Below are 22,857 nucleotides of genomic sequence, written 5' to 3' on the forward strand. Positions count from 1 at the left end.
AAGTCGTTTGAGGCCGATTGGGTTCCAGAACACGGATGATGGGCGGGCCAGGGACTGAATTCGACGCTCGGCTTTCGAGATTATTTGGATGGCGTAGTTACGCCCTTTCAGAGAGCCCCCTTGTTCTTGCGCGAGATCCGCCCAGCCCGGCCGCAGGCGTTATCCCCATCTCGAAACCCGGAATGGCCGCAGTCGGCCGGCACCATGACGGTTCGCTCAAGCCTCCAATGTAACCAGGAGTTGAAGAATCTGGCGAGACGGGCTTTTCTTTCACTTCTGTACATGCTATGTTCTCTTTATGTTCTGGCGTCGAATTCAGATTACCCGCATAAGTTGACAACCTACGTCACTCGCTGCGAATAATGTTCCAGCCCCCTCGACGAGTCCATGTGAATGAGTTAATACAGATGGAATTCCGGCGTGTGTCGCGAAAGTCAAGAACCGATTTTAGTTGGCGTTGCCTGCTGACGATCCAGATATTCGAACGGAGGGCTCTATGAATTTCCAGGTCACCCCGCCAAGTGAATGGGAAGAACGACCGCCGGTCCAAGAGGGCCGGCTTTCAAATACTAAACGCCCAGTTCAGCAGCCATTTTTGAAGAAACTCTTCGGTGATGCCCGCAATGTTCACCTGAAGGCTGGCGAAGCTGATATGGTTGTGACGTCACCGCCGTATTGGATGAAGCGCGATTATGGAGTCGAAGGCCAGATCGGCCAGGAGCCGACTGCAGACGCATTTGTGGAAAGCCTTGTTGGCTGCATGGAAAACTGGAAGACCATCCTGCCCGTATGGGGTTCGGTCTTCATTAACATCGGAGACACCTACTATAAAGGCTCGCTGGCGAATACGCCCGGTCGCTTGGAGATCGCTGCGCAGAATGCTGGCTGGACCGTCCGAAATAGAATCATTTGGGTTAAGGATGCCGGGATGCCCGATCCGGCCAAGGATCGGCTCAAGAGCCGGCACGAATACATCATCCATTTTTCGATACGCCGACGCGATTACTACTACGACCAGTTCGGGTATGCCGCGAAATATGGTAACGGCACCGGCCCCAGCGACGTGTGGCAAATCGGCTTGAGGCGCGATACCAGCAACCATCTCGCTCCTTACCCAACTGAATTGGTCGATCGTATCCTAACCCTGGCTTGCCCGGAACAGGTTTGTACGTGCTGTGGCAGGCCACGCCGACGTATTGTCAACCGCACGGGACGGCTTGACCCTTCGCGCCCCCAAGCCAAGCGCGCTATGGAATTGGCTAACGAACATGGCCTGACTGCGGCTCATATTGCCGCTATTCAGGCGACGGGCATCTCGGATGCAGGCAAAGCGATGCGCGTCCAAACTGGCACTGGCCGAAATTCAGCCGATGTAAAGGTTCTTGCCGCCGAAGCAAAGGCTGTATTGGGTGGGTACTTTCGTGAATTCACCTTCGCCAAACGTGAGACCACGGGGTGGACTGACTGTGGATGTGCCGGTCCCTTTCGCCCGGGCATAGTGCTTGATCCCTTCATGGGTACCGGAACTACCTTGCGCGCCGCAATCGATGTCGGCCGCAGTGCTGTTGGTGTAGATTTGGCGCAGAAACCTGATTCGAAAAGGCCTGCGCAACGTGGCGGATCCGACTAACGCGTTAAATACCTACGTCTTCAAAAAAGAAGTGGTGCTTCGTTCCATCGGGAAGCTGGAGCAGAATCCCATCCACGAACACTTCGCCGGATACCTGGCGATCCTTAGGGCGCAGCAGGGAAATCAAGGCCTCCCAATTCACTTTGGAGACATCGCCGAATTCCATGAGAAATATCTTAGGGTAATAGGAGCTTCGGACAGGGCGCCCTATGTCCGACCCTTCAAGTCGCGAGGCCAAGGCCTGGAAGCCTTCAATTCGAATGTGGCCGGATCGTACGCGCCTGGTTCGTTAAGATCCAAAGGCAAGCTCATAGAGGTCATCAAGGTTGTCGGCGAACGCCAAAGTGCAACCTATACGCTACGCGATGGCCACGCTTCACTGGCCTTGGATCGCTTGCTAAAGGGGCGCAAAGTACCAATCGGCGCTTTGACTGCATTCCTCTATCGCGACTACGGTTTCCGGATCGATCCTCCGAACATCCAGAGTGTCGTGGCGCTATTTCGCAGCGAGTTCGGCCTTGCTGCCGGCGTCGGAAGTCAGAAAAGGATCTTTGATATCCTGTTCGCCGATGACTTAGGGACGTTCAAACTCGGAGACCTCGAACTTTTGAAGACGGAGGCGGCTCAGAATGAATAGCATGACAAGCAATAGGGTTCGCCCGCTGTCGTTAGAAGACTTAGGCGTCACGCCCATTGGGATGGAGACAGTTTCGCTCCCAGCAGAGGAAGAGATCGAACGACTGCCCGACGACAACGAGGTGCTGACAAAAGTCCGAGCTGCACTGGAAATGGGATTTGCAGGGGTCATACTGTCCGGTCCTCCTGGCACAGGCAAGAGCTGGTACGCAAAGCGCATTGCACATACCATTGCAGGCGAACCAGAGGCGATCAGGATTGTGCAGTTCCACACATCCTACCAATACGAAGACTTTATGGAAGGCTTCGCGCCTAAGGACGGCGGCGGTTTCGAGCTGCAGAAGAAGTCCTTCCCACTGTTATGCGAAGATGCCACTGAGCGCCCCGATATCATACACGTCCTACTGATTGACGAGATCAGCCGTTGCGACGTCGCACGAGTGTTCGGAGAAGCACTAACCTACATGGAAGTTGACAAGCGAGGGCTCGAATTCACCTTGGCCTCCGGCAGTTCCCTAGTGGTTCCGCGCAATTTGGTGATCCTCGCAACCATGAATCCTTGGGACAAAGGCGTCGATGAACTTGATGTCGCGCTGGAACGTCGGTTCGCCCAGATCGACATGTTGCCGGACGTCCTCGCCTTGAGGGCCATTCTCGCTGACAAAGGCGCCGATCGCGCTTTGATCGACCGCGTCGCAGCCTTTTTCGAGGGCGTGCAAAAATTAGATGACGAGATGGTCCGTCTTGGACATGCCTATTTTAACAACTGCATAGATGAGGCCAGTGCCCGCCGTGCCTGGGATTTCCGCCTCTTCCCGTTCTTCAAGAAAGCTTGCAGGTTGGACAAGGACATGCTCAGCGAAATCATACGCATGTGGCTTAGGTCATTTCCGCCGGAGGGAGGTATCGGGGATGGCGGCGCAATTCTTCCCACAGTCGAAGATACACAGCTGCAACCGGGCCAGGCGACGTAAGAATGGCTGTTAATTTGGCGGCGTTGGGCGAAGCGATCGATGGGCGCGGCTTCGCAAGCGCCGGACGCCTCGCGCGAAAACCAATAGCTGCTGTCGAACAGGATACCATCCTGCTTCCGCCGGAATTGGTCAGGACGGACGGATCGCTAGATGTCTATGATGACGTCCTGAAGCTCTTTCGACCAACCTACTCCAAGAATCGACCAGCGATCCAGTGCTCGGGTTGGGTGGGGTATATCCCCCTCAACGATTCTTTCGCCCTTGAGGTAAGCACTCGGGTTCCGGTTGGAAATCTCGAGCGTCTCGTCGGCATGGCAGTAGGGTATACGCCAGACATCCTGCGGAAATACACTCGGCAGTTCGCTCACGCCGTTGACCGTCCTGCGTCCCTATTTGACATACTTACGGACCAGTTGCTCGACGCCTTCGATCACGTGTGGGAAGGCGGCCTGATGAAGACATATGGCCGTGTGCAGCGCGTGGGATCTGCACCGGTGGGTCGCATCATGCCCTTTCAAAGCCAATGGTTGTCAGCCAAATCCGGCCGTCCTGTCGCGGTGTCGTCGGCCTTCCACCGGAGCCCGGATTTCGGGCCGAACCGTGTCTTGCGGCACGCGTTCGAGAAGCTGCTTGCGCGGTACATTGGTATTAGGGAAGACGCTCAACGTGCGCGTGTTCTACGCCTAAGACAAGCCGTCAATCGTCTCGTTGGTGTCGGACGTCCGCTATTGTCGGAGGTTTCGCCGGAAGCCATCGCGGGGTTCGTTCACAGGTTGCCGTCGCAGCACGAATACTACGCGGATGCGTTAATGGTGGCACAGCTCATCATCTTCGATATTGGCCTGTCAATTCGAGGGAACGGTGGGGTTGCGATCTTACCCTCCATTCTGATCGACATGGCCAAGGTGTTCGAGAACTATGTTCGTCGCGTCTTAGCGGACGGCCTGCGCGAAGACGAGCGTATCGAGGTCAAGGATGGAAACAAGGGGGGTGAGGGTGGTGCGAAGCTCGACCTTTTTGATCCGATTGCGGAGGGCCTAAAGAACCCCGGGGTGACCCCCGACATTGTGATCGATGTCGAAGGTAAGACCAAGTTGGTTATCGATGCGAAATATAAACCGGCCCCGAAAGTGCCGGAACGTGATGACGTTAATCAGGTCGTCCTTTATGGTGCCCGCTATGGCGCTCATCGTGTGATGCTTTTGCACGCCGGCCGCAAGGCAGAACGCCAGCCGACCGAACTATGCGGGCAGGTAGGCGATTTCCAAGTCTACAACGGCATGGTCGATTTGAACGCGGAGCCTATCGAGACTGAGGAAACCAACCTTGTGGAGGCAGTTAGACTGTTGCTCTGACTTCTCGTCGCCTCCCTACGAGACGACAAGCGGCCTTCGTGAGCTGTTTTCGGAATGGGTGCGGCGTCTATTTTGCCCTTTGGCGCACCCGACAGGATTCGAACCTGTGACCTCTGCCTTCGGAGGGCGCAAATCCTCCGCCAAAGTGGTACGTTTCTGCGGTATTGCTATCGGCGAAACCACGGTCGAGGGGTGTTTGTGCCCGTCCCGTTCACAGCTACCGGTTCAATTGAACCGGCGGCTCCTGTCCGATTAGATGGCAGTGACCCTTGTATCGTAGAGAATGATTGCCATCGACGCTATCGTCAACTCGGAAGCCTGGCACCAGCGTATTCGGCTTCCTTCGCTTCGATCAGCGCGACGATATAGGCAACCACCGTGGGGTCTCCGCCCTGCCGCCAATAGAAGCGCAAATCCCCGGTCCTGAAATCGACCACGCATTGGGTGAAAGCATCTCGTAGAGCCAAGTTCATGGCTGTAAGGCTGGCACTGCTAAACAATGCTACCGGCACGATGGCAGGGTAGTAGTCCGGAATAGGGGCGAGCGGATCGCGCTTCTTCTTCCCGTCCACTATCCTCGTTTCATGCGGCGTCATTGTCCCGATAACCGCAGCGTTCTTGAGTATCTTGGCAATGTAAGAGCGGTGCCAGAATGCGGCCTTGCGCCCACCATCCCCGAAAGTCTCGACGGCTTCCGCGTTGAGCCGATGGGCTATGGTGTGCTGCCCGATGCCCTGTCAGCATCCTTGAACATGCGGCGCACAATGGCCGCGCGCTCCTCGATCACAGAGAAGCCTAAGCGGTCGGGGTTCATTGAAAGCCACGCGGGGAGCCTTTCGGTCATCGGCCTACCTTCCGCAGCGGCGGCCACCTTCTTCCGTCCCCATGCCTCACGGACGCGCTTGGCCTTTATGAGAGCAGCCCTTGAGGTTGCATGGTTGGGATTGGTTCCGCTGTTTGCGGAGTTGGGTAAGGCTTTTGCGGTCGGTTCGGTCAGCGGTGAACCACGTCGTGGGGTTTCCCTGTTGGCTGGTCAATTTCTGTCTCTGATCTGAACCAGGCGCGGAACTGACACTGGCTCCACGCGAGTATAGGAGTGGAAGATTAGCAGGCGACTACGGCATTGCTCCCAGTCGCCGGGCGACGGCGTAGAGATTCCTGCGCCACCGATTGTCTGACGGCGTAGAGGGACAGAAGACCCGGCCCTCGACACAGACTACCGCCCAGTGTTTACCGCGATCTTCGGTTTCGAGCGGATGGAGCCCTGCCTCCCTGCAGAGCTTCACACAGTCACGTCGATGCTTGCTCATCATTGCCTCCCGCAGGGTTGGGATTGGAACGCCGACTAAGTTCTTCCACGGCCTGTTGCCGCAAAAGCTGTGCGGGAACCCACGTGAAGGACGGCGGCTCCCTGAACCACAGGTCGCGCCAAGCATTCCTGGACGTGCCCTCCGCAACCTTGGACGCCCACTCTGAGGGAGAGTAGGAGCCATCCGCATCGACGATCCTCCCCTTCTCAACCTTGGCGTAATGATGCTTGCCGCCGTAGGCCATGCGTACTTCCGCACCTGGGCGAAGCGTAACCTCCTTCCACACCAGGGGCGCTGCTTCTTCTCGGCGCGTATACGTGCGAAAGTCCTCCTCCATCCACTGCGCGTACACTTCAGGCGCATACTTCTCGGCCACCGCTTCGAGATGCTCCTCCGGCCACCGACCGTCTCGGATTGTATTTTCGATCCAGTCGCGCACGAGGCCTTCAGCAAGCCCGCTAGGGTCGATCTTGCCGTCGGATAGATAGACAATGTCCGAGTACAATTCCCGATCGAACGGGATGAATACGTCAGATTTAGACACTTCTGGCTCCTTTACTCGATTTCTAGGCTTAACTAGTCTACGCCTGAAATGCGCCCTTTGAGTGGCATTGTCAACATCAATAGCGAAAAATTCTTTGTTCTAGCTATTTCTAGTCTGAACTCCTCGCGAAGCGGAACGCGCCTGCTCCACCCATCCCGAGTTGCGTGGCAAGGCATCTGCCGTGAGCTTGAGGTGCACAACGGCGGCAGCCCTGCGGCGAGCGGTAAGACGCGGCCCCTGTACGTCCCTTCGCGCTTCCGCTCCACCATCAGGCATTTCGGTTCACTTGAACCGATGGCCCCTGCCTTCAAGAACTGTAACTATTTGAGTTTGTTGGCGCACCCGACAGGATTCGAACCTGTGACCTCTGCCTTCGGAGGGCAGCGCTCTATCCAGCTGAGCTACGGGTGCTTTCAGGATCGGCGATCCGGAAAACGAAGCAGCCGGGTAACCGGCCAGCCACGGCTTCTTATCTGATGCGGGGACGGGCTTCAACGGGCAAGGCGCCGTAAAGTTGTCCCGGCGCCTCTGGGCGATCGGTTCGCGCCACATTCGGTCGCTGCGTGGCCTCGCAGGTTCAGCGCATTCGTCATTCGAAATGCCCTGGCATTTCGTCCGCCCCTCACTGCTCCCCGGCATACAGCAGCCGTGTCGTCGTGTTCGATGCCGGCGACAGGTTGCGCTGGATCAGCGCCTCGACGTGGTCGTTGCGCTGGCGCGCGCTGTCGGCGCCCATCACCACGAGGATCAGCCGGCGGCCGTCGGCATCGTAGGAGGTGACGATGTTGAAGCCTGAGGCTCGGATATAGCCGGTCTTGATGCCGTTGACGCCGCGGACGCGGCCGAGCATGTCGTTGTGGCCGCGCACCAGCCTGCCGCGGAACATGAAATCGCTTTCGGAAAAATAGTGGAAATGCTGCGGGAAGCGGGCGCGCAGCGCCATGCCGAGCACCGCCATGTCGCGCGCCGTCGTCTGCTGGCCGGCGTCCGGCAGGCCGGAAGCGTTGCGGAAGACGGTGCTGCGCATGCCGATCTGGCGCGCTTTGGCGGTCATCATCGCGGCAAACGCGTCTTCGCTGCCGCCGAGATATTCGGCAACGGCGACCGCCACGTCATTGGCCGATTTGACGGTGATCGCCCGGATCGCCGAATCGACGTCGATCGTCTCGCCGCGCCGGAAGCGCAGCTTGGTCGGCGGCTGCCTGGCGGCGTTGGCCGAGACCGGGATCAGCGTCGTCTTGCTGACGCGGCCCTGCTCCAGCGCCTCGAACAGCAGGTAGAGCGTCATCATCTTGGTCAGCGACGCCGGATAGCGCGGCGCCGTCGAATTGGCCTCGAACAGCGTCCTGCCGCTGCCATCGATGACCATAGCCGCATATTTCTGCGCCGGCGCCGGCACCGCCAGCATGGTCTCCGTCGGCGTCGTCGCGCAGCCGGCAACCAGCAGCAGCAGCGCAAACGCCGCGACAAATTTTTTGATGAGCGGAAAGAAGCGCGGTTTGGACATTCTGAAGGTAAGCTGTTGCTGAGACGAGTGGGAAACTAGCCTAACCCAATGGTGCCGTCCATTTGGTTAATGCCGGTGTTCACGGCAATCGCTTCGGGTTTGAATTCCCTGGGCGTTGGCGCTGCCCCTCGCTTGTGGCACGACGGAAGCCGAGGCTTTCGCTCTACGATGGACCCCCACCCTAACCCTCCCCACAAGGGGGAGGGAACGCTGCCGCCGCCTTCACTTCTCTCCTTTGGCGCCGAAAGGCAGGCAAGTTGCCGAGGTCAGTGCCAACGGAAGTCTCCCTCCCCCCTGTGGGGAGGGGTTAGGGGTGGGGGTCGATCGTAGGGCGAAAGCCTCGGGCTAGGAGCGCGTCACCGGGCAAATGCGCCTCCGACATGAAATGCCGCCCACCCAGCTTGCGCAACCGCCACCGAGCGGGTTTGCTGGCGCCGGCAGAATCAGCAGGTGCGCCATGGATACGCTGACGATCAAGGCAAAGGGCATTTCGGTAACGGTCGATCTCACCGTCGGCCATCTCGCCGACATGACCGTCGATAGCGACGGGCGCCGGCTAAAACCGCTGCATCGCGCGCCGTGGATCGACGAGCCGCGCGCGGCGCTGCCGCAAGACCTGCCCGAGGGCACCGTTAGGCTGTCCGGCGATTTTTTATGCGCGCCGTTTTCGCGCAGCGATGTCGAGGAAGCGCCCTTGCACGGCTGGCCGGCCAACAGCCCATGGGATGTCGTTGCCTCCGCGGCGACAGTCGATGGCTGGCGCGCCGTTTTCCGGCTGCAGCACAAGGTTTTGGGCGCCACGGTCGAAAAAATCCTGACCCTGCGCGACGACCATCCCTTTCTCTACCAGGAACATGTCTTTTCCGGCGGTTCGGGCGGCATTTCCGTCGCCCATCATCCGATGACGGTGATGACGGACGGCGGCAGGCTGGCCTTTTCGCCGAAGCGGTTTGCGGCAACGCCGGACGACCCGCTCGAGCCCGATCCGGCCCGCGGCCGTTTCCTGCTCGCTTATCCGGCGCGTTCCGCCGACCTGACGCGCTTTCCCGCCGCCGATGGCGGCACGCTCGACCTGACCGACTATCGCATCGACCACAGCCGAGAGGATTTCGTCACGCTGGTCGAGGCCGACCATGGCGGGCCAGGCTGGACCGCGCTGGCGCGAAAGGCGGAAGCCGATCTCGTTGTGGTGCTGAAAAACCCGGCCGAGCTACCGGTCACCATGCTGTGGATCAGCAATGGCGGGCGCGACTACGCGCCGTGGAGCGGCCGCCATCGCGGCGTGCTCGGCATCGAGGACGGCCGCACGGCGCTCGGCCACGCCGCGTCGCTGGGCGACAACTGGCTGAAGCGGGAAGGGGTGGCGACCGCCTTTGCCCTTGGCGGCAATGTCTCGTTCCGCCACGTCATCGGCGCACTGCCCTTATTCGACGGCGAGCCGCCGCGCGATATCGCCACCGCGCAGGGGCATATGCGCATTGCGGCGGCGGACGGTTCGACGCGGGATGTCGCTTTCGATGGCGATTTCCTGCGGATTGGCAGGTCGGGTTCTGGTTGATTGGCGAGCGGCCGCGTGCAGCCTTCCCCTTCTCCCCTTGTGGGAGAAGGTGGCCTCGCGAAGCGAGGTCGGATGAGGGGTGTTCCAGGGAACACCAACGTCTCATTCCGTCCAACACCCCTCATCCGTCTCGGCGCTGCGCGCCGATCCACCTTCTCCCACAAGGGGAGAAGGGAAAGGCGGCGCCGACGTCGCGGGCAATGAGGGGCGGCGGCGACCTCGACAATTGGGCGGTCTTCAATCCCGGGTTTGAAAATCCCGCCAACTATAGCCAAGATGCGATCCAAAACACCCAGCCAGAAAGGCTCCGATGTCCGAGATCGCCCACCTCGCCGCCACCATCTTCAAGCGCGCCGGCAAGGCGCGGCGCTTTGTCGTTGCCATTGCCGGTCCTCCGGGCGCCGGCAAGTCGACGCTGTCGGCCCGCCTGCATGAGCTGCTGCCGGAAGGCGCGGCCGAAATCGTGCCGATGGATGGCTTCCATTACGACGATGCCGTGCTCGAGCAGCGCGGCCTGCGGGCGCGAAAGGGCGCTCCGGAGACCTTTGACTTTGCCGGCTTCGAAACCTTGCTGAAGCGCATCCGCGCGGCCGAGCCCGACATCGCCATTCCGGTGTTCGACCGCAGCATGGAGCTGTCGCGCGCGGCCGCTTCGATCATCGCCGCAGACACCAAGTTCATCCTGGTCGAAGGCAATTATTTGCTGCTTGACGAGGAACCGTGGTCGCGGCTGGCGCCGCTGTTCGATTTCTCGATCTTTGTCGATGTGCCGCGCGCCGAGCTCGAGCGCCGGCTGCTCGAGCGATGGCACGAGCATGGCCGCTCCGACGACGACGCCCGCGCCTGGATCGCCTCCAACGACATGCCCAACATCGACCGCGTGCTTGCCCGCCGCCGCCCCGCCGATCTGGTGATCGGCGATCACGCCTGATTTGCAAGGGCCAGCCGCGCCTGGAACCTTAGGACTTTCCGGCCGTTGTGTCAGATACGGCAATGATGCTGACATGAGGAAGACTGTCCGATGGCTACTCCGATGGCAACCAAGGCAAGAAAGCCTGCGCCCGGCAAGGGCAGGGCAACTCGATCCAGGGCAACTGGATCCAAGGCTACTGAATCGAAGGCAACTGAATCGAAGACCGGTGCTGGCCCGGCTGTCGCCGCCCGCTCCAAGGATGCAAAACCCAGTTTTGGCAAGGCAGCACCGAAGAAAGTGACGCCGACCGCAGCCAAGGCCACGGCAAAACCGGCCAGGTCGAGGAAATCGGAAAGCGGTGGCTCGATGGCAGGCAGCGCAATGCGCACGGTCAAGACGACGGCCAATGTCGCGGCCGGCGCGGTTGTCGCCACCGCCAGGGGCGCTGCATCGCTTGCCGCTTCCGTCATGGGCAAGGGCGGCTCAAAACACAAAGCCAAGACAAAGTAGTCGGTTCTCGGCACCAGCCGCCGATTGAGCTAACGCCGGGCGGGGATGTTGAGACCCCGCTGCACCGCCGGCCGGGCAAGGCCGCGCTCCAGCCATGCCGCGACATGGGAAAAATCGTCGAAGCCGACAAGTTCCCTTGCCTCGTAAAAACCGATCAGATTGCGTACCCAGCCCAGCATCGAGATATCGGCGATGGTGTAATCGTCGTCCATGATCCAGTTGCGGCCCGTCAGCCTCGTCTCGAGCACACCGATCAGCCGCCGTGATTCGTCGCGATAGCGCGCCAGCGGTCGCTTGTCGGCGATCTCGCGTCCGGCGAATTTGTGGAAAAAACCGACTTGCCCGAACATCGGCCCGATCGAGGCCATCTGGAAGAACACCCACTGGATCGTTTCGTAACGCCGCGCCGGGTCGGCCGGGATCAGCCGGCCGGTCTTGTCGGTGAGGTAGAGCAGGATGGCGCCGGATTCGAACAGCCCGATCGGCTTGCCGCCCGGGCCGTCCGGATCGATCATCGCCGGGATCTTGCCGTTCGGGTTCAGCGACAGGAATTCCGGCGTCCAGCTTTCGTCCTTGCCGATGTTCACCGCATGCGCCTCGTATGGCAGGCCGAGTTCCTCCAGCGCGATCGACACTTTTACCCCGTTCGGCGTCGGGAACGAATAGAGCTGGATGCGGTCGGGATGGCTGGCCGGCCAGCGCGTGGCGATCGGAAAGGCGGACAGGTCGGTCATCGAAACTCCTGGGATTTTTTTCGCGCAAGCGCGCCGTCGTGGCGCGTGGCAAGACGCGTCTCGCCGTAGCTGGGGATCCGTCAGACCGCCTTGAACGCCAGCACCGCATTGGTGCCGCCGAACGCAAAACCGTTGCTGATCGCCGCGCGCACCTTGCGCTCGCGCGCCACATTCGGCGTGATGTCGAGATCGCAATCGGCGTCGGTTTCGCGAAAATTGGCCGTTGGCGGCACGATGCCTTCGCGGATCGCCATCACGCAGGCGATCAGCTCCAGCGCGCCCGACGCGCCGAGGCAGTGGGCATGCATCGATTTGGTCGAGGAGATCGAAAGCCTGTGGGCATGGTCGCCGAAGACGCGCTTGATCGCCGCCGTCTCGATCTGGTCGTTGGCCTTGGTGCCGGTGCCATGCGCATTGATGTAGTCGATGTCCTCCGGGTTGAGCCTGGCATCGACGAGGCAGAAGCGCATCGCTGCCTCCGGCCCTTCGATGGTCGGCGCGACGATGTCGGAGGCATCGCCGGAAAGACCGGCGCCGGCAATTTCGGCAAGTATAGTGGCGCCGCGCGCCATGGCATGCTCAAAAGTTTCCAGCACGACCATGCCGGCGCCTTCGCCGAGCACCAGGCCCTGGCGATCGGCCGAAAACGGCCGGCAGGTGTCGGGCGCCAGCACCCGCAACGCCTCCCAGCCTTTCAGGATGCCCCAGACCAGCGGCGCATCGGTGCCGCCGGCGAGCATGACGTCGGCGCGGCCGAGCCTGATCTGGTCGACCGCCGAGGCAATGGCGTGGTTGGACGAGGAGCAGGCCGAGGTGATGCCGAAGACCGGCCCGCGCAGGCCGAGATTCATGCTGACATGGCCGGCCGCGGCGCCGGGCATCACTTTCGGCACGGTGAAGATGCCGGTGCGGTTCTTGCCTTCGAGCAGGATGGCGCGATAGCTCTCTTCGATCGCCTCCCAGCCGCAGACGCCGACGCCGACGATGGCGCCCATCCGGTAGGTGTTGGCCGCGTGCAAGCTTAGCCCGGCCTGTTGCGCGGCCTCGCGCGCGGCGATCGTCGCCAACAGGCTGAAACGGTCCATCGACACGACCTGCTTGCGGTCGATGCCGTGCTCGGGAAGCGTCCTGATTTCGCAGCCGACCCTGATTTTCAGGTCATGCAGCTCCGAATTGACGATCGGGCCGATGGCCGAGCGGCCGGTGCGCATCTCGTCCCAGATCGCCGGCACATTGGTGCCGAGCCCGCATAAGCCGCCGATGCCGGTAATGACGACGCGCTTGTGCATTCAGTCAGGCTTTTTCGCGATCAGTGCGCGAACCGCCTCGACCATGTCGCCGACGTTCTTCAAATTGCTCCAGGCATCGACCGTGTTCATCTCGATCTCGATGCCATACTGTTCCTCGAGGTCGAAGATGATCTCCGTCAGTTCCAGCGAATGGATGCCAAGTGAGGTCAGTTCGGTGCTGGTGGTGATTTCTTCGCCACCCGGCTCGGCATGGGCCTTGATCTTCTCGATGATGTCCGTTGCCAGCTGGTCAGCCATTCGGTTCCTTCCCCAACCCTTGTCGTTCCCCGACGCCAACGGATCGGCGCCTGTTTTTCCCCAGGCTCAAATTGTCATCATCGCCTTTTATCCCGCCAGGCGCTGTGTACCAAGACGGCTCCTCTATAGAAACCGAAACGTTGTCAAGCAACAAGCTTATATGTCGACAAAGCCGGTGCTGCGGTTATCGTTGGCACCATGGATATGATCGAACCTGGCCTGACCTTTGTGCCGCCGGCCCAACGCGTCGCCGGAACGGCGCGGCTCGGCTGTGACAGGAATGGCGGCCGCACGCGTCTTCGGCGGCTTTATCAGGATGGTTCCGCCAAGATCCGCATGCCGGCCGTCTCGGCCGATCCGCTCGAAGCCGTGCTGATCAACACCGCCGGCGGGCTGACCGGCGGCGACCGCCTCGGCTGGGAGGTCGATGTCGGCGCCGGCGCCTCCGCCAGCATAACCACCCAGGCCTGCGAGAAGGTCTACCGCGCCGCGACCGATCGTGCCGAGGTGCGGGTGAAGCTGACCGTCGGCGCCGGCGGCCGCATCGCCTGGCTGCCGCAGGAAACCATCGTCTTCGATCGATCGGCCTTTGCCCGCCGGCTCGACCTGGAGCTTGCCGCCGGTGCCGAGGCGCTGGTGCTCGAGGCGACCGTCTTCGGCCGCCTCGCCATGGGCGAACGCGCGGCGCACGGCAATTTCCACGACCGCTGGCGGGTCAGTCAGGACGGAGCGCTGGTTCATGCCGAGGATTTCCGCATCGGGCCGGACATAGCCGCGATTCTGGGCGGTTCGGCCGTGGCCGGCGGCGCCATTGCCATGGCGACGGTGCTGATGATCTCGCCGCGGGTCGAGGCTTTGCTCGATCCGGCCCGGGACATCATCGGCGGCCAGGGCGACGCCAGCGTCTGGAGCGTGAAGAAATCTGGCAAGCTTCTTGCGAGGCTGTTTGCCGAGGACGGCTACCAGCTCCGCAAGCGGCTGGTTCCGCTCGTCGAATTGCTGAACGGACTGGCCGGTCTGCCCAAATTATGGTCACTCTGATTCCGATTATGTCATCCTGACTATGCTGTTGCGGGGAAACGCATGAACCTGACGCCACGGGAAAAGGACAAGCTGCTCATTGCCATGGCGGCGATCGTGGCGCGCAAGCGGCTCGAACGCGGCGTCAAGCTCAATCACCCGGAGGCGATCGCGCTGATCACCGACTTCGTCGTCGAGGGTGCCCGCGACGGCCGCCAGGTCGCCGAGCTGATGGAGGCCGGCGCCCACGTCGTCACCCGCGCGCAGGTGATGGAGGGCATCGCCGAGATGATTCACGACGTCCAGGTCGAGGCGACGTTTCCCGACGGCACCAAGCTGGTGACCGTGCACGAGCCGATAAGGTGAGGGCCGATAGGAGAAAAAATGCTTGAGCTGCGCCCCAACTGCGAATGCTGCGACAAGGACCTGCCGCCTGAGGCGACGGATGCGCTGATCTGCACCTTCGAGTGCACCTTCTGCGCCGACTGCGCGGCCAATGTGCTGGGCGGCGTCTGCCCGAATTGTGGCGGCAATTTTTCAGCGCGCCCGATCCGCCCGGCAGCGATGCTGAACAAATATCCCGCCTCGACAAAGCGCGTCCTCAAGGCCGAAGGCTGCGGCCCGGCCCGCAACGCCGCGTGACGGCACGATCCTGACAACGGAAGGCATATCGATGGTTCCGATCAAACGCACGTCCCTCTCGGCGATCCTGCTGCTCGCCGCCGGCCTCGTCTACGGCGACTTGTGAGGCTGGCGATGATCCCCGGCGAAATCATCACGGCAAGCGGCGAGATCGAACTCAACAAGGGCCAGCCGACAATCACCATGAAAGTGGCCAACAGCGGCGACCGGCCGATCCAGGTCGGCAGCCACTATCATTTCTTCGAGACCAATGAGGGGCTGAAATTCGATCGTGACAAGGCGCGCGGCATGCGCCTCGACATTGCTGCCGGCACGGCGATGCGCTTCGAGCCCGGCCAGGAGCGCGACGTCACCTTGGTGCCGCTCGGCGGCAAGCGCGAGGTCTACGGGTTCCAGCAGAAGATCATGGGCGCGCTGTGAGATCCCCTGGTCGCGTTGTGCGATCCCCTGGTCGCGTTGTGCGATCCAGAGCGTCCAGCGGTTTCGGCTCAGCTGGGCGGCTTGGCCGCCGCGTAGATGACGACCTTGCCAGGATCGTCGAATTCCACGGCGAGAACGTCTTCGGTCTGCACGCGTCGAGAGTCGATGGCGTTGAACAGCAATGCGTTCGCCTCGATCTCGTCGCGGAGTTCCGCAATCTCCTCCTGATGCTGCTCGACCTTGCTTTCGATCGCCGGCGGCAACCCGCCTTCCGTGCGCGCGGCGTCGGTAAGGAACACGATATCGACCTTGTCGAGCTTGGATGTCTTGCGCACCGCGCCGATGTTTTCACGCGTCCGGTCGATCGCGGTAGTGACTTTACCGGCCTCGACAGCGGTGTTGGTCTCTTCCTGGCCAACCTCCGAGCCGATGATCTTGTTCACGGTTTCTGGGCCTTCAAGGCCCTGCGCATTCAGCCCGGCCTGGGGAGCGCTCGCCGCAAGAAACGCAGTTGCGGCCAGCATATGCAGCCATCTGGTGTCGGGGAAGGTGGTGATCGCCATCGCTCGCTCTCAAAGCCTCTTTCGAGACCCGTTTCTAGGCCAAAAAGTCGAAACGTATTCCGCCCTGCGAAGGTTCCCTCCCCGATGCGGCAGGCCGACCTCGTGCCGGCCCGCCACAGCGCGTCGTCAGCTCGCCTTCTTGGTGATCAAGGTCAGCGAGCCGTTGGCGTCCATGCTGGCGGCGATCACTTGCGCCGAGGTGAGTCCCTTGGCTTCGAGCGCGGATTTGACTTGGGGGGTCGCGTCGATCGAGCTGCGCAATTTCTGCAGGCCGTCCTCGCCGCGCTTGGCGATCACTTCGTTGACCTTGGTCTGCGTTTCCTTGGGCAGTTCCTCGATGTCGACGACGTTGACGGTCTGGATCGCCGGGGCTTGCGGCTGAGCGCCGGGTGTCGCGGGAGCGGGCGAAGCCGGCGGCTCGGCAGGCTGCGGCGCAGGCTGTTGCTGGGCGCTGGCAGCGGTCGCGAGCAGCAGGGTGGCGGCGGCGGCGAGAGAGATCGTTTTGCGCATAAAACTTCCTTTCCATCGATTGGCAAACGGTCGTTTTGGGGTGACCTCGCCACCTCAAAGGTTAAATGGGATCGGAAGGTGTCGCCGAGCGGGTCATTGCGTGACCATAGGATGGCGACAATGTGGAGCCGGGCTTCGACCGGCTGTATCTTTGGGCCGCATTTCGGGAGCAATTGCTGATGGCTAGAATCACCCGCGCCGCCTATGCCCAGATGTACGGCCCGACCGTCGGCGACAAGGTGCGGCTTGCCGATACCGAGCTGTTCATCGAGGTCGAGAAGGATTTCACACTGCATGGCGAAGAGGTGAAATTCGGCGGCGGCAAGGTCATCCGCGACGGCATGGGCCAGAGCCAGGTGTCCCGCGCCCAGGGCGCGGTCGACACCGTCATCACCAATGCGCTGGTCGTCGATGCTTCGGACGGCATCTTCAAGGCCGATATCGGCCTCAGCGACGGCCGCATTGCCGCGATCGGCAAGGCCGGCAATCCCGACATGCAAGACGGCGTCACCATCATCATCGGTCCCGGCACCGAGATCATCGCCGGCGAGGGCAAGATCCTCACCGCCGGTGGCTTCGACGCGCATATCCATTTCATCTGCCCGCAGCAGATCGAGGAGGCGCTGATGTCAGGCATCACCACCATGCTCGGCGGCGGCACCGGACCGGCGCATGGCACGCTGGCGACGACCTGCACGCCGGGGCCGTGGCATCTGGCGCGCATGATCCAGTCCTTCGACGCCTTCCCGATGAATATCGGCCTGTCGGGCAAGGGCAACGCGTCGTTGCCGGCCGCGCTTGAAGAAATGGTGCTGGGTGGTGCCTGCTCGCTTAAGTTGCACGAGGACTGGGGCACGACACCGGCGGCAATCGACTGCTGCCTGTCGGTCGCCGACAACTATGACGTCCAGGTGATGATCCACACCGACACGCTGAACGAATCCGGCTTTGTCGAGAACACGGTGGCGGCGATCAAGGGCCGCACCATCCACGCCTTCCACACCGAAGGGGCCGGCGGCGGCCATGCGCCCGACATCATCAAGGTTTGCGGCCTGCCCAACGTCATCCCGTCGTCGACCAATCCGACGCGGCCCTACACCGTCAACACGCTGGCCGAGCATCTCGACATGCTGATGGTCTGCCATCATCTGTCGCCGTCGATCCCCGAAGACATCGCCTTTGCCGAAAGCCGCATCCGCAAGGAGACCATCGCCGCCGAAGACATTTTGCACGACATCGGCGCCTTCTCGATCATCTCGTCGGACAGCCAGGCGATGGGTCGCGTCGGCGAAGTGGCGATCCGCACCTGGCAGACCGCCGACAAGATGAAGCGCCAGCGCGGCTCGCTGCCGCAGGAGACCGGCGACAACGACAATTTCCGCGTCCGCCGCTACATCGCCAAATACACCATCAACCCGGCCATCGCGCACGGCCTGTCGAACGAGATCGGCTCGGTGGCGGTCGGCAAGCGCGCCGATCTGGTGCTGTGGAACCCGGCCTTCTTCGGCGTCAAGCCGGACATGGTGCTGGTCGGCGGCATGATCGCCGCCGCCCCGATGGGCGATCCCAACGCCTCGATCCCGACACCGCAGCCGATGCACTACCGGCCGATGTTCGGCGCCTATGGCAAGGCGATGACCAATTCGTCGGTGACCTTTGTCTCGAAAGCCGCGCTCGACGCCGGCCTGCGCGGCCGGCTCGGCGTCGACAAGCAGATGGTCGCCGTCGAGAACACCCGCGGCGGCATCGGCAAGCATTCGATGGTGCTCAACGACGCCACCCCACATGTCGAGGTCGATCCCGAAACCTACGAAGTCCGCGCCGACGGCGAATTGCTCACCTGCGAACCGGCCACCGTGCTGCCGATGGCGCAGAGATATTTTTTGTTTTGATCCCTACAAATGCCCTGTTGGCGGGGCGTCAAATTCGGTGCTCAGTTGTCCAAGCTCTGACGTGCCGTTTTGCGATTGTCTCGAAATTGCGGCATGATGGGCCTCATGAACAGGATTGATCGTCTCAGGGCCCTCACTCCCTACGAAGCGGACTACGTCCAGTGGTGCGCCGAGCAAGGCGCATTGTTGCGCGAAGCTCGTTTCTCCGACCTCGATCGTGAGAATCTTGCCGAGGAGGTCGAGAGCTTGGGGAGACGTGACAAACGAGAAATTCGCAGTCGGATGGAGGTGCTGCTTGCACATCTCCTGAAATGGGAATTCCAACCCGGCCATCGAAGTCATAGTTGGCAGTCGTCAATTTCCGAACAGCGCATCTGGATCGGAAACATCATCAAGGACAGCCCGAGTCTTCGCCGATATCCCGCTCAGATTTTCGACGAGGCATATAAAGACGCTTTGCTTGTCGCGGTCAGGGAAACGGGTCTCAGGAAATCTCACTTTCCAGGCGAACCTCCATTCACATGCAAGCAGGCGCTCGATGAACGATTTTGGCCGGGCAATCCACTCTCGATGGGCGATTTCCTGCGGGATTAGCTGGCTTCTTCGGCGACCGTCGCTTTCACATCGCCTTTGTCGCCGCCGCCCTGGTCTACCAGATATCGTTCATCCTGCGGCTCTTCGACACGATCGTTTGAGCACCATTGGGGCGGCGCACGCGATAGGCTACGCTTTTTGGGAGAGGAAGTTTTACATGAAGCTCGACATCCGCACCGATTTCACCAAATTCCCGCGTGCCGTCTCGGTTCTGAGCGCCGGCGAGGCAGGAGCGGTCGCGCCCTACGATCGTGCGGTGCTTGCCCATGACGAGCGGCATCTGCGCCGCCGCGCCATAGAAACGGCCCGTAGCGATAGAGTGCTGGTCGACCTGCCCGAATCGGTGGCCTTGAACGATGGCGACCGCCTGGTGCTGGAGGATGGCCGTCATATCGAGATCGTCGCGGCCGAGGAACCGCTCTACGATATCCGTGCCAGCGGCCCTGTCCATCTGGCCGAGCTTGCCTGGCATATCGGCAACCGCCATCTTGCCGCCGCCATCGAGGCTAACCGCATCCTCATCCTGCGCGATCACGTTATCAAGGCGATGCTGGAAGGGCTGGGCGCCACGATGAGCGACGTTTCAGAGCCGTTCAAGCCGCTGCGCGGCGCCTATTCCGGGCACAGTCACGGTCATGCCCATGCCGAGGCGCATGCGCACAGCGGGTCGCATTCCCATGCCCATAGCGAATCGCATACCCACAGCCATTCGCACGACCATGACTGACCAGCCTTCCAACGTCGCTTTGTTGCGTCTGATGGCGTGGCTGTCGCCTGCCTTCCCGGTCGGCGGTTTTTCCTACAGCCATGGTCTCGAACAAGCCGTGCATGCCGGCCTGGTCGCCGACAGCAAAGACCTCGCCGCATGGCTGGAGACGCTGGTCGAGATGGGCTCGGGCTGGAACGATGCCGTGCTGTTTGCCGAAAGCTGGCGGCGCGCCCGCCAAGCCGGCGATCTCGCCGAAATCGCAGCCCTCGCCGAGGCCTTGGCCGGCTCGCGCGAGCGCCACAGCGAGACCATGCTGCAGGGCGCCGCCTTCCTGAAGGCGGCATCGGCCTGGCCGTGTCAGGTGCTCGACCGTCTGCCGGCCGAGTGCGCCTATTGCGTCGCCGTCGGTGCAACTGCCGGTGGCAATGCCATTGCCCTGCACGACGCACTGTCGGCCTTCCTGCACAGCTTCTTTTCCAACCTCGTCCAGGCCGCGATCCGGCTCGGCGTCGTCGGCCAGACCGGCGCCACGGCGCTGCTCGCCGGCTTCGAGCCGCTGGCCTTGGAAACTGCCGCTCGCGCCGCCGGCTCGACGCTGAATGATCTCGGCGGCTGCGCGTTTGTCTCGGATGTCATGGCGATGAAGCACGAAACGCAATATTCGCGGCTTTTCCGCTCATGATCGTCCTCGCCTTCGCGCTCTCGTTCGTCCTGCTGCTGATCACCACCCTGCATGTCTATTGGGGCATCGGCGGGATCTGGCCGGGCAGCGACGCTGGCTCCTGCGCCCGCGCGGTGGTCGGCTTTCGCGGCGTCGACGAAATGCCGGCGCCCTTCGCCAGCTTCGCCGTCGCCGCCTGTCTCGGCCTGGCGACACTGTGGCCGCTGGCGCTCGAAGGCGTGTTTGCCACGCCCTTTCCCAAGGCCGGGCTTGCCGCGACAGCGCTGCTCATCGCGCTGGTCTTCCTGGGGCGCGGCATTGCCGGCTTCACGCCGTGGTGGCGCCGGCTGGCGCCCGAACAGCCTTTCGCGCGGCTCGATGTCAGCTATTATTCGCCGCTCTGCCTGGTTGTAGGGCTCGGCTTTGCAGTGCTAGCCATCACGGAGTTCGTCGCATGACACAAGCCAATGGTCCCCTTCGCGTCGGCATCGGCGGCCCCGTCGGCTCCGGCAAGACGACGCTCACCGAAAAGCTCTGCAAGGCGCTGCGCGACGAGTTCTCGATCGCCGTGGTCACCAATGACATCTACACCAAGGAAGACGCCATGATGCTGGCCCGGCTGCAGGCGCTGCCCGAGGATCGCATCGTCGGCGTCGAGACCGGCGGCTGCCCGCACACCGCCATCCGCGAGGACGCCTCGATCAATCTGCAGGCGATCGCCGAGATGACCAGGAAATTCCCGGATCTCGACATCGTCTTCATCGAATCGGGCGGCGACAACCTTGCCGCTACTTTCTCCCCGGACCTCGCCGATCTGACGCTCTATGTCATCTCGGTCTGCCAGGGCGAAGAAATCCCGCGCAAGGGTGGGCCGGCGATCACCCGGTCCGATTTCCTGGTCATCAACAAGAGCGATCTCGCTCCCTATGTGAACGTCAATCTCGACGTCATGGAGCGCGACGCGGCCCGCATGCGCGGCAAGCGGCCGTTCGGATTTACCGATCTGTCGCGCGGCAAGGGCCTGCAGCAGGTGATCGATTTTATCGTCGAGCATGGCGGGCTGCGCATCGACGCCGCCAGAAGCACTGCGGCGTAAGCCGAAGCCCTCGCCTGCACCAAACGAAACCGGTTGCGCGCATCTGCGGCGCGCGGCATCCTTGCTTCTTTCACGGAGGTCTTTCGATGAGCATCGCCCGCCTGCAGAAGGAAATGCTGACCAACCTGCCCTTCTACGAGGAGCGCGTCGATCTGGCTTGCGCCTTCCGCTGGACGGCGCGGCTCAACATGCATGAAGCGGTGGCCAATCATTTCTCGCTGGCGGTCAACGATGACGGCTCGCAATTCCTGATGAATCCCAACCAGGTGCATTTCTCGCGCATCAAGGCGAGCGACCTGCTGCTGATCGACGCCAACGATCCCGATACGCTCTCCGGCCCGGATGCGCCCGACCCGACGGCATGGGGGCTGCACGGCGCCATCCATCGCAATGTCCGTCATGCGCGCTGCGTCATGCATGTGCACTCGATCCACGCCACGGTGCTCGCTTCGCTGGCCGACTCGACGTTGCCGCCGATCGATCAGAACGCGGCGATCTTCTTCAACCGCCACGTCGTCGACGGCCATTATGGTGGGCTCGCCTTCGAGGAAGAGGGCGAACGCTGCTCGCAGCTGCTCACCGATCCGAAGGTCAAGGTGATGGTCATGGGCAACCATGGCGTGCTGGTCATCGGCGATACCGTCGCCGACACCTTCAACCGCATGTTCTATTTCGAACGCGCCGCCGAGACCTACATCAAGGCGCTGTGGACCGGCCGTCCGCTGCGGATCCTGTCGGACGAAATCGCCGAGAAGGCAGCAGCGGAGCAGGAAGATTATCCCGGTCAGGCCGAACGGCACCTGTCCGAATTGAAGGCGATCCTCGACGAGCAGGAGCCGGTCTACCGGAACTGATGCCTCCTTCTCCCCGTCACTATACGGGGAGAAGGACCCTCTTAAAGCCCGAGTTCTGTCCGCAATTCGTCGGCGCTGTTGATGACGATCGCGCCGGGCGGCCCTGCCATGGGCGCTTCCGGCCAGAAGATCGTCCTCATCCCCGCCGCCAGCCCTGCCGTGGCGCCGGTCACGCTGTCCTCGACGGCCATGGCATCAGCTGGACCGACACCGGCCAGCCATGCGGCGCGCAGAAACGGTTCGGCGTGCGGCTTGCCTTCGCGCACGTCGTTGCGGCTGATCGTCTTCATGCCGGGATAGAAAAGACCGACCATGCGCAGATTGGCGTCGACGACCAGCCGGTCGGAATTGGACACCACCGCTTGCGCCACGCCAAGCGCGCGCAGCTCGTTGTAGATCTCGATGGCGCCGGGGCGCGGCTTCAGCGTCTCGGCCATCGGCAGATAGTGGTCGTATTTGCGCACGATCCAGTCGTCGAAGGCCAGGCCGAGGCCGAACTCGTCGCGCAGCATCTCGTAGACCGGCCATGCGGCGATGCCGAGCACGCGCTCATGCAGGTTGGCCGGCGCCGCGATGCCGACGCTGTGCAGCGCCGCTATCAGCGCCGCCTCGTGCAACGGCTCGCTGTCGACCAGCGTGCCGTCCATGTCCCAGAAAACCGCTTTCGGCGTCATGCGA

Annotated in this window: 28 protein-coding genes and 1 tRNA gene; 17 read left to right on the forward strand and 12 right to left on the reverse strand. The window is 62.0% G+C overall.

Features of this window, described 5'->3' with window-relative positions:
• Positions 1–496 precede the first annotated feature (496 nt).
• The 4 genes from BLT09_RS21090 to BLT09_RS21105 are packed head-to-tail and all read left to right on the forward strand — an operon-like array spanning position 497 to position 4,595.
• The gene (locus BLT09_RS21090) at positions 497–1,630 is read left to right on the forward strand and encodes a DNA-methyltransferase (protein WP_091596237.1); all 1,134 of its coding nucleotides are present in this window, start codon (positions 497–499) and stop codon (positions 1,628–1,630) included.
• Entirely contained in the window at positions 1,614–2,267 is a 654-nt protein-coding gene (locus BLT09_RS21095; RefSeq protein WP_091596239.1) for a hypothetical protein, read from the forward strand. The genes BLT09_RS21090 and BLT09_RS21095 overlap by 17 nt, the downstream gene beginning before the upstream one ends.
• Positions 2,260–3,240, forward strand: coding sequence for an McrB family protein (locus BLT09_RS21100; protein ID WP_091596241.1), 981 nt, complete (start codon positions 2,260–2,262; stop codon positions 3,238–3,240). The genes BLT09_RS21095 and BLT09_RS21100 overlap by 8 nt, the downstream gene beginning before the upstream one ends.
• A 2-nt stretch (positions 3,241–3,242) precedes the next feature.
• A complete protein-coding gene (locus BLT09_RS21105; protein ID WP_091596244.1) occupies positions 3,243–4,595 on the forward strand; it encodes a 5-methylcytosine restriction system specificity protein McrC in 1,353 nt (450 codons plus the stop codon).
• Between the two features lie 305 nt (positions 4,596–4,900).
• Here BLT09_RS21105 and BLT09_RS21110 read toward each other — a convergent pair whose 3' ends face one another.
• From BLT09_RS21110 to BLT09_RS21130, 5 genes are all read right to left on the reverse strand, one after another.
• Entirely contained in the window at positions 4,901–5,326 is a 426-nt protein-coding gene (locus tag BLT09_RS21110; RefSeq protein WP_091596245.1) for a recombinase family protein, read from the reverse strand.
• Positions 5,308–5,439: a hypothetical protein gene (locus tag BLT09_RS35530; protein WP_268931486.1), complete on the reverse strand. Its 132-nt coding sequence runs from the start codon at positions 5,437–5,439 to the stop codon at positions 5,308–5,310. The genes BLT09_RS21110 and BLT09_RS35530 overlap by 19 nt, the downstream gene beginning before the upstream one ends.
• Positions 5,440–5,885: 446 nt before the next feature.
• The gene (locus BLT09_RS21120; RefSeq protein ID WP_091596249.1) at positions 5,886–6,449 is read right to left on the reverse strand and encodes a hypothetical protein; all 564 of its coding nucleotides are present in this window, start codon (positions 6,447–6,449) and stop codon (positions 5,886–5,888) included.
• A 334-nt stretch (positions 6,450–6,783) separates the two neighbouring features.
• Positions 6,784–6,860 (reverse strand) — tRNA-Arg (locus tag BLT09_RS21125).
• Between the two features lie 211 nt (positions 6,861–7,071).
• Entirely contained in the window at positions 7,072–7,956 is an 885-nt protein-coding gene (locus BLT09_RS21130) for a D-alanyl-D-alanine carboxypeptidase family protein (RefSeq protein ID WP_091596251.1), read from the reverse strand.
• Positions 7,957–8,413: 457 nt separating this feature from the next.
• Here BLT09_RS21130 and BLT09_RS21135 point away from each other — a divergent pair, with 457 nt between their 5' ends.
• Positions 8,414–9,514, forward strand: coding sequence for a hypothetical protein (locus BLT09_RS21135; RefSeq protein WP_091596253.1), 1,101 nt, complete (start codon positions 8,414–8,416; stop codon positions 9,512–9,514).
• Between the two features lie 310 nt (positions 9,515–9,824).
• The gene (locus tag BLT09_RS21140) at positions 9,825–10,445 is read left to right on the forward strand and encodes a nucleoside triphosphate hydrolase (RefSeq protein WP_091596255.1); all 621 of its coding nucleotides are present in this window, start codon (positions 9,825–9,827) and stop codon (positions 10,443–10,445) included.
• 50 nt (positions 10,446–10,495) lie between these two features.
• Here the strand turns inward: BLT09_RS21140 and BLT09_RS34350 are convergent, their stop codons facing one another.
• The 4 genes from BLT09_RS34350 to BLT09_RS21160 form a co-directional block, all read right to left on the reverse strand.
• Positions 10,496–10,951 carry a hypothetical protein gene (locus BLT09_RS34350; protein WP_167366489.1) on the reverse strand — a complete coding sequence of 152 codons (456 nt, stop codon included), beginning with the start codon at positions 10,949–10,951 and terminating at the stop codon, positions 10,496–10,498.
• Positions 10,952–10,966: 15 nt separating this feature from the next.
• Entirely contained in the window at positions 10,967–11,671 is a 705-nt protein-coding gene (locus BLT09_RS21150; RefSeq protein ID WP_091596259.1) for a glutathione S-transferase family protein, read from the reverse strand.
• A gap of 80 nt (positions 11,672–11,751) precedes the next feature.
• Positions 11,752–12,960 carry a beta-ketoacyl-[acyl-carrier-protein] synthase family protein gene (locus BLT09_RS21155; protein WP_091596261.1) on the reverse strand — a complete coding sequence of 403 codons (1,209 nt, stop codon included), beginning with the start codon at positions 12,958–12,960 and terminating at the stop codon, positions 11,752–11,754.
• Positions 12,961–13,218, reverse strand: coding sequence for an acyl carrier protein (locus tag BLT09_RS21160; protein ID WP_023801503.1), 258 nt, complete (start codon positions 13,216–13,218; stop codon positions 12,961–12,963). It abuts the gene before it with no gap.
• A gap of 198 nt (positions 13,219–13,416) precedes the next feature.
• On the opposite strand from BLT09_RS21160, the gene BLT09_RS21165 reads away from it, so the two are divergent.
• The 4 genes from BLT09_RS21165 to BLT09_RS21180 all read left to right on the forward strand — a co-directional run bounded on the left by BLT09_RS21165 (position 13,417) and on the right by BLT09_RS21180 (position 15,300).
• Positions 13,417–14,259, forward strand: coding sequence for an urease accessory protein UreD (locus BLT09_RS21165; RefSeq protein ID WP_091596263.1), 843 nt, complete (start codon positions 13,417–13,419; stop codon positions 14,257–14,259).
• 42 nt (positions 14,260–14,301) lie between these two features.
• Positions 14,302–14,604, forward strand: coding sequence for an urease subunit gamma (locus tag BLT09_RS21170; protein WP_023801505.1), 303 nt, complete (start codon positions 14,302–14,304; stop codon positions 14,602–14,604).
• 18 nt (positions 14,605–14,622) lie between these two features.
• Entirely contained in the window at positions 14,623–14,880 is a 258-nt protein-coding gene (locus tag BLT09_RS21175; protein ID WP_091596265.1) for a DUF1272 domain-containing protein, read from the forward strand.
• Positions 14,881–14,994: 114 nt separating this feature from the next.
• Positions 14,995–15,300 (forward strand): urease subunit beta, encoded by a 306-nt coding sequence (locus tag BLT09_RS21180; RefSeq protein ID WP_091596267.1) that lies wholly within the window; start codon positions 14,995–14,997, stop codon positions 15,298–15,300.
• Between the two features lie 68 nt (positions 15,301–15,368).
• Here the strand turns inward: BLT09_RS21180 and BLT09_RS21185 are convergent, their stop codons facing one another.
• The gene (locus BLT09_RS21185) at positions 15,369–15,863 is read right to left on the reverse strand and encodes a hypothetical protein (protein WP_091596269.1); all 495 of its coding nucleotides are present in this window, start codon (positions 15,861–15,863) and stop codon (positions 15,369–15,371) included.
• A 126-nt stretch (positions 15,864–15,989) separates the two neighbouring features.
• The gene (locus BLT09_RS21190) at positions 15,990–16,373 is read right to left on the reverse strand and encodes a hypothetical protein (RefSeq protein WP_091596271.1); all 384 of its coding nucleotides are present in this window, start codon (positions 16,371–16,373) and stop codon (positions 15,990–15,992) included.
• A gap of 179 nt (positions 16,374–16,552) precedes the next feature.
• Here BLT09_RS21190 and ureC point away from each other — a divergent pair, with 179 nt between their 5' ends.
• From ureC to BLT09_RS21230, 7 genes are all read left to right on the forward strand, one after another.
• Positions 16,553–18,265 (forward strand): urease subunit alpha, encoded by a 1,713-nt coding sequence (gene ureC, locus BLT09_RS21195; RefSeq protein WP_091596512.1) that lies wholly within the window; start codon positions 16,553–16,555, stop codon positions 18,263–18,265.
• Between the two features lie 105 nt (positions 18,266–18,370).
• A complete protein-coding gene (locus BLT09_RS21200; protein ID WP_091596515.1) occupies positions 18,371–18,859 on the forward strand; it encodes a DUF29 domain-containing protein in 489 nt (162 codons plus the stop codon).
• Positions 18,860–19,016: 157 nt separating this feature from the next.
• On the forward strand, positions 19,017–19,586 hold the full coding sequence (locus BLT09_RS21210) for an urease accessory protein UreE (protein WP_091596273.1): 570 nt from the start codon (positions 19,017–19,019) through the stop codon (positions 19,584–19,586).
• Positions 19,579–20,250, forward strand: a complete 672-nt coding sequence (locus BLT09_RS21215; RefSeq protein WP_091596275.1) for an urease accessory protein UreF — start codon at positions 19,579–19,581, stop codon at positions 20,248–20,250. Before BLT09_RS21210 ends, BLT09_RS21215 begins: the two co-directional genes overlap by 8 nt.
• Complete coding sequence (locus BLT09_RS21220) at positions 20,247–20,687, forward strand: DUF3995 domain-containing protein (RefSeq protein WP_091596277.1); 441 nt, start codon at positions 20,247–20,249, stop codon at positions 20,685–20,687. Before BLT09_RS21215 ends, BLT09_RS21220 begins: the two co-directional genes overlap by 4 nt.
• On the forward strand, positions 20,684–21,325 hold the full coding sequence (gene ureG, locus BLT09_RS21225; protein WP_091596279.1) for an urease accessory protein UreG: 642 nt from the start codon (positions 20,684–20,686) through the stop codon (positions 21,323–21,325). The genes BLT09_RS21220 and ureG overlap by 4 nt, the downstream gene beginning before the upstream one ends.
• A gap of 86 nt (positions 21,326–21,411) precedes the next feature.
• Positions 21,412–22,179, forward strand: a complete 768-nt coding sequence (locus BLT09_RS21230) for a class II aldolase and adducin N-terminal domain-containing protein (RefSeq protein WP_023801516.1) — start codon at positions 21,412–21,414, stop codon at positions 22,177–22,179.
• Between the two features lie 41 nt (positions 22,180–22,220).
• Here the strand turns inward: BLT09_RS21230 and BLT09_RS21235 are convergent, their stop codons facing one another.
• Entirely contained in the window at positions 22,221–22,853 is a 633-nt protein-coding gene (locus tag BLT09_RS21235) for an HAD family hydrolase (RefSeq protein WP_091596281.1), read from the reverse strand.
• Between the last annotated feature and the right edge of the window lie 4 nt (positions 22,854–22,857).

The sequence above is a fragment of the Mesorhizobium muleiense genome, assembly GCF_900099905.1.
In the GTDB taxonomy this organism is placed as follows: Bacteria; Pseudomonadota; Alphaproteobacteria; order Rhizobiales; family Rhizobiaceae; genus Mesorhizobium; species Mesorhizobium muleiense.

Coding starts and splice junctions, on each gene's coding strand:
- BLT09_RS21090 (WP_091596237.1), top strand. CDS start 497: ATGAATTTCCAGGTCACCCCGCCAAGTGAATGGGAAGAACGACCGCCG.
- BLT09_RS21100 (WP_091596241.1), top strand. CDS start 2,260: ATGAATAGCATGACAAGCAATAGGGTTCGCCCGCTGTCGTTAGAAGAC.
- BLT09_RS21105 (WP_091596244.1), top strand. CDS start 3,243: ATGGCTGTTAATTTGGCGGCGTTGGGCGAAGCGATCGATGGGCGCGGC.
- BLT09_RS35530 (WP_268931486.1), bottom strand. CDS start 5,439: ATGACCGAAAGGCTCCCCGCGTGGCTTTCAATGAACCCCGACCGCTTA.
- BLT09_RS21130 (WP_091596251.1), bottom strand. CDS start 7,956: ATGTCCAAACCGCGCTTCTTTCCGCTCATCAAAAAATTTGTCGCGGCG.
- BLT09_RS21135 (WP_091596253.1), top strand. CDS start 8,414: ATGGATACGCTGACGATCAAGGCAAAGGGCATTTCGGTAACGGTCGAT.
- BLT09_RS21140 (WP_091596255.1), top strand. CDS start 9,825: ATGTCCGAGATCGCCCACCTCGCCGCCACCATCTTCAAGCGCGCCGGC.
- BLT09_RS21150 (WP_091596259.1), bottom strand. CDS start 11,671: ATGACCGACCTGTCCGCCTTTCCGATCGCCACGCGCTGGCCGGCCAGC.
- BLT09_RS21155 (WP_091596261.1), bottom strand. CDS start 12,960: ATGCACAAGCGCGTCGTCATTACCGGCATCGGCGGCTTATGCGGGCTC.
- BLT09_RS21160 (WP_023801503.1), bottom strand. CDS start 13,218: ATGGCTGACCAGCTGGCAACGGACATCATCGAGAAGATCAAGGCCCAT.
- BLT09_RS21165 (WP_091596263.1), top strand. CDS start 13,417: ATGGATATGATCGAACCTGGCCTGACCTTTGTGCCGCCGGCCCAACGC.
- BLT09_RS21170 (WP_023801505.1), top strand. CDS start 14,302: ATGAACCTGACGCCACGGGAAAAGGACAAGCTGCTCATTGCCATGGCG.
- BLT09_RS21175 (WP_091596265.1), top strand. CDS start 14,623: ATGCTTGAGCTGCGCCCCAACTGCGAATGCTGCGACAAGGACCTGCCG.
- BLT09_RS21180 (WP_091596267.1), top strand. CDS start 14,995: ATGATCCCCGGCGAAATCATCACGGCAAGCGGCGAGATCGAACTCAAC.
- BLT09_RS21185 (WP_091596269.1), bottom strand. CDS start 15,863: ATGGCGATCACCACCTTCCCCGACACCAGATGGCTGCATATGCTGGCC.
- BLT09_RS21190 (WP_091596271.1), bottom strand. CDS start 16,373: ATGCGCAAAACGATCTCTCTCGCCGCCGCCGCCACCCTGCTGCTCGCG.
- ureC (WP_091596512.1), top strand. CDS start 16,553: ATGGCTAGAATCACCCGCGCCGCCTATGCCCAGATGTACGGCCCGACC.
- BLT09_RS21200 (WP_091596515.1), top strand. CDS start 18,371: ATGAACAGGATTGATCGTCTCAGGGCCCTCACTCCCTACGAAGCGGAC.
- BLT09_RS21210 (WP_091596273.1), top strand. CDS start 19,017: ATGAAGCTCGACATCCGCACCGATTTCACCAAATTCCCGCGTGCCGTC.
- BLT09_RS21215 (WP_091596275.1), top strand. CDS start 19,579: ATGACTGACCAGCCTTCCAACGTCGCTTTGTTGCGTCTGATGGCGTGG.
- BLT09_RS21220 (WP_091596277.1), top strand. CDS start 20,247: ATGATCGTCCTCGCCTTCGCGCTCTCGTTCGTCCTGCTGCTGATCACC.
- ureG (WP_091596279.1), top strand. CDS start 20,684: ATGACACAAGCCAATGGTCCCCTTCGCGTCGGCATCGGCGGCCCCGTC.
- BLT09_RS21230 (WP_023801516.1), top strand. CDS start 21,412: ATGAGCATCGCCCGCCTGCAGAAGGAAATGCTGACCAACCTGCCCTTC.
- BLT09_RS21235 (WP_091596281.1), bottom strand. CDS start 22,853: ATGACGCCGAAAGCGGTTTTCTGGGACATGGACGGCACGCTGGTCGAC.